Here is a 3,901-nt window from a genome sequence, read left to right as displayed (position 1 = left end):
CAATTTTATCCCAAAAGACAGCTGGGACAGGGATTTCAGGGTGGAAATCAACACCACAAAAGCGGGAAGCCGTTCAGGCGTCAACGGGGAAACAGCTGTGGATGTTTATATCGGGGAATATTATCTGACTATCAGATCAGGAGGGCCGGATAAAAAATTCGGAACTCAGGATGACATTACTCAATCGGAATATCATAAGAGCTTTTAGACCAGTGCTTCTTCTTCAGTGCTGAAAATCTTGAAAACCTGGTTTAGATTGGTTATTTTAAATACTTCCAGAATCGCAGGCTGCAGGCTGCAGAGGCGGAGTTCACCACCGGCTCCATTCACTTCCCTGAGAATCTTTACCAGTAGTCCGATCCCGGAACTGTTGATATAAGTAAGATCGCGGAAGTTCATGATGATGTTTTTTTTCATCTTCTGGTGAAGGATTTCTTCGACGGCCTGTTTTAATAAATTCTCAGTCTCATAAACAATTCTTCCATTGAGATAACAAATTATATAATTACCTTTTTCGATAATTTCCGTAGTCAGCGTCATGCGGTTCCTCCAGTTCTCACGGGGGTTTTCTTCAGTTTGATCATAATGATCTCGCTGCCTGTTTCATTCCAGGTCACTTCATCCATGAAATTTTTAATCAGCATTAAACCCCTTCCCTTTTCAGCACCCGGGGTCGGATTTATTAATTCTTTGTAATTGAATCCTTTACCCTCATCCCTGACATTGATCTGGATTTTCTGCGAATCAATGTAGTACTCCATCTGTACCAGCTTCCGCTCATCATTTCCATTGCCGTGTTCAATGGCATTTTTCAATGCTTCATCGATCGACAGTGAGAGACCGAAGCCAAGATTCCCCAGGATGTCGAGGTTGCCGCCGCTTTCATATTCAACAATTTTCAGATAGAGATTGTTGATCTCAGAAACAATCTTGGAGATGATATTATCGATGTATTCCCTTTTGGAAGGGATAATAATCCGGCTAAGATTTTGAAACACTATCATCGGAATTTCCTTCCTCTTTGTCGGAAATGATCCTGGAAAGGTCCTCTTCTTCCAGTTCATCTTCCACAAGTTTTTTCCGGCGTGCCTTTCTGGCATTCCGCTGCGACTTTCTGGAAACTACAAGTACCAGTGCTACGATAGCGATAACAATCACAACAATGGCGGCAGTTGTGAAGAAATTGCTGCTCGCTTTATCAGGAGTAGTTTTCCTGCTGGCTTCAGGTTTCCGTTCTTTCTTCTGAACAACTGCTGAGGGTGTGATTTTCTTGCCCAGCTCCATAATTTCGGCGTCATTCATGAACACTATGCTGAGCTGTTTGTAAACTTCCCCGCAGTCCTTAAGATTTCCGGAAGCAATCAGTTCATTTACCAGGGTGATTCCGAGTTGTCTGAGTTTTTCTCTGACACCTGGTTCCTGGGGAGCAATCTCCAGAATCTTACACAATTCCTGAAAAGTTTCCTTTTTTAGAGAGCACTTTTCAAAATGAAGGGCCAGATACTTATGAGCAGTAAGCTGAGGGGCACCGAATTCCTGCACCCTGAAGTTTTTGGCATCAACGATCAAAAGGTTACCGTTGTAATCTACCCAGATCCCTTCCGGAGCGTCGAATTCTCCTGGTTTAGCGCCTTTCACCCCGAATTCACCGAAATATTCTCCTTCCGGATTGAAAATCGCCACCCGGTTGTTGTTGTAATCGGTAATGTACAGATTTTGCATCATGTCCAGTGCTATGTATCTGGGTTCATTGAAGAAATCCACTCCGCCATTTCCTAATTTCCCGAATTTTTTCAGCACTTTGCCTGTTTCATCGATCTTGGCGATGAAGTTCTGCTGGGAAATCACCACCCAGATTTCCCCTTTGTCTGTAACTGCAAGCGAGCGCGGGGAATATAATTTCTTGTCGATCATTACTTTGATTTCTTTGAGGAAGGTTCCTTCCTTATCGAATTTTTCCACACGGCTGTTGTTGTAATCTGCGATAAAGATATTTCCTGAGCTGTCTGAGGCGATCCCGCGTGGATATTCGAACTTTCCGTTTTCCTTGCCGAATTCACCGATAACCTTGAGCAATCCCCCGGTCAGGTCGAAAATGAGCAGGACATGATTGTTGTAATCAGTCACATAGAGAAAATCATCTCTGGTGGCTATGATACCGATGGGTTTGATTTTATTTTTCAGTTTGTATTTAGCCAGATCCTGATCAGTGACTTCAAAATTTCTGAGAAAATTGCCTTCGCGGTCAAACTTTACAATCCGGAAATTGTCCAGTCTGTGACATAGATGTTGCCGTAGCGATCAATGGTAAGGTTGACTGGATATGAAAACTGGGCGTCGCCTGTCCCCTTTTTGCCGAACTCTCTGATGAAGCTGTATTCCATTGGTATGGCGAAAGATAATGACAGACTGAACAGCAGTATCAAAACACAAAGTCTGCTCAAGGCAAACCCCCTTTTATCATGTTTCTCTCCAGAATGATCTCAAAACTTCAAAACTGCCGGTCATTCTGGCATCCTTTACAACCTTAAAGAGTATATCTCTGCACTCAATATATTTCAACTTTTAATTTTCTGGTCATCAGTTCTGAAACCGCCTGGACCGGTGAGCTTCCTTTGTAGATGATTTCAAACACTTTTTCAGTGATTGGGACTTCAACGTCAAGCTTTCTGGACAGCTCGTAAAACGATTTGGCGTTTGTTACTCCTTCAATCACCATTTTAGTCCCGCCAATGATTTCCTCTACTTTTTCTCCTCTGCCGATGCGTTCGCCGAAGGTCCGGTTCCGGCTAAGTGGTGAAAAGGATGTGGCAACCAGATCACCCATTCCCGACAAACCGTAAAATGTGTGCGGGAGAGCTCCCATTTCCACTCCCAGCCGGATTATCTCTGCAAGTCCTCTGGTAATCAGGCTGGATTTGGTATTGAGACCGAATGACAGTCCATCGCAGATCCCCGCCGCGATCGCAATCACGTTTTTAAAGGCTCCGCCAACCTGCACCCCGATCTGGTCGTTGTTGGTATAAATCCTGAATTTATCATTGCTGATGACGCTTTGTAGAGTTTCGAGATGTTCCTGGCAGGATCCGGCAATCACTGCAGATGTAGGAACACCACCGGCAATTTCCAGAGCCAGATTTGGACCAGACAGGCAATAGAAATTTTTAGAGAGATCAGTTCCGAATTCTTCCCGGAACACTTCGCTTGGAAGTTTGCAGGTTCCTTCTTCGATCCCTTTAGTCAATGAAAGGAAAAGCTTTTTGTCGAATCTGGAGATGTAAGGGCAGAATTTTTTCAGGACCTGTCTGAAATAGGAAGATGGAATCGCGATCACTACCAGATCTGCGTTTTCAAGGGATTCCCCGATCTCGTTGGTGATCAGGATGTTTTCAGGGATATGGTGGCCGGGCAGGAAGTCAGGATTGGCCCTTTCTCTGGACAGTTTTTCCGCTAGCTCAGGAAAATTTGCCCAGAGACGGACGTGGTATCCCTTCCCTGACAGCAAAATTGAGATTGTAGTGCCGAATCCACCCGAACCTATGACTGAGATGTTCATTCCGGTCTCTCGCCGATGCGCAGCTCTTCTCCGTTCAGAATTCTGCGTATGTTCGGGATATGCGTGACGAAAATCAGAAAAGAACACAGGATGCTGAAAATGAGCAGCACATTGTCAGGGCTCTTGGTATCAGATGGCCAGATTTTAACCAGGAACGGAAAGATCAGGGCACCGGAAAGAGTACCGAGTGATACATATCTTGAAACTGCTGTGACTATGGTCCATACGATCATGGTGACTTCCATCGGCTTGGCAGCCAGGCCGATGAACAGACCGCAGGAAGTGGCTACACCTTTTCCGCCCCGGAATCCGAGAAAAATCGGGAAAATGTGACCAAGCACGACC

7 protein-coding genes are annotated in these 3,901 nt (G+C 44.9%); 1 reads left to right on the top strand and 6 read right to left on the bottom strand.

Going from position 1 to position 3,901, the window contains the following annotated elements; all coding sequences use genetic code 11:
- Nucleotides 1–208, top strand: a 208-nt coding sequence (locus tag PHW04_19205) for a hypothetical protein (protein MDD2718023.1), incomplete at its 5' end; no start/stop codon positions are given.
- On the opposite strand, the gene PHW04_19200 is transcribed toward PHW04_19205, so the two are convergent.
- The 6 genes from PHW04_19200 to PHW04_19175 form a co-directional block, all read right to left on the bottom strand.
- A complete protein-coding gene (locus tag PHW04_19200) occupies nt 205–540 on the bottom strand; it encodes an STAS domain-containing protein (GenBank protein ID MDD2718022.1) in 336 nt (111 codons plus the stop codon). The genes PHW04_19205 and PHW04_19200 overlap by 4 nt on opposite strands.
- The gene (locus PHW04_19195; GenBank protein MDD2718021.1) at nt 537–1,004 is read right to left on the bottom strand and encodes an ATP-binding protein; all 468 of its coding nucleotides are present in this window, start codon (nt 1,002–1,004) and stop codon (nt 537–539) included. Before PHW04_19195 ends, PHW04_19200 begins: the two co-directional genes overlap by 4 nt.
- Nucleotides 982–2,172 carry an NHL repeat-containing protein gene (locus PHW04_19190; protein ID MDD2718020.1) on the bottom strand — a complete coding sequence of 397 codons (1,191 nt, stop codon included), beginning with the start codon at nt 2,170–2,172 and terminating at the stop codon, nt 982–984. Before PHW04_19190 ends, PHW04_19195 begins: the two co-directional genes overlap by 23 nt.
- 80 nt (nt 2,173–2,252) lie before the next feature.
- Nucleotides 2,253–2,444: an SBBP repeat-containing protein gene (locus PHW04_19185; protein MDD2718019.1), complete on the bottom strand. Its 192-nt coding sequence runs from the start codon at nt 2,442–2,444 to the stop codon at nt 2,253–2,255.
- A gap of 104 nt (nt 2,445–2,548) precedes the next feature.
- Nucleotides 2,549–3,556: an NAD(P)-dependent glycerol-3-phosphate dehydrogenase gene (locus PHW04_19180; protein ID MDD2718018.1), complete on the bottom strand. Its 1,008-nt coding sequence runs from the start codon at nt 3,554–3,556 to the stop codon at nt 2,549–2,551.
- Nucleotides 3,553–3,901: glycerol-3-phosphate acyltransferase (locus PHW04_19175; protein MDD2718017.1), on the bottom strand; the 349-nt coding region annotated here is incomplete at its 5' end. The genes PHW04_19175 and PHW04_19180, both read right to left, overlap by 4 nt.

It is taken from the genome of Candidatus Wallbacteria bacterium (assembly GCA_028687545.1).
GTDB lineage: Bacteria > Muiribacteriota > JAQTZZ01 > JAQTZZ01 > JAQTZZ01 > JAQTZZ01.
The sequence above is the reverse complement of the archived record's forward strand: the minus strand, read 5'-3'. Positions and strand labels throughout refer to the sequence as shown.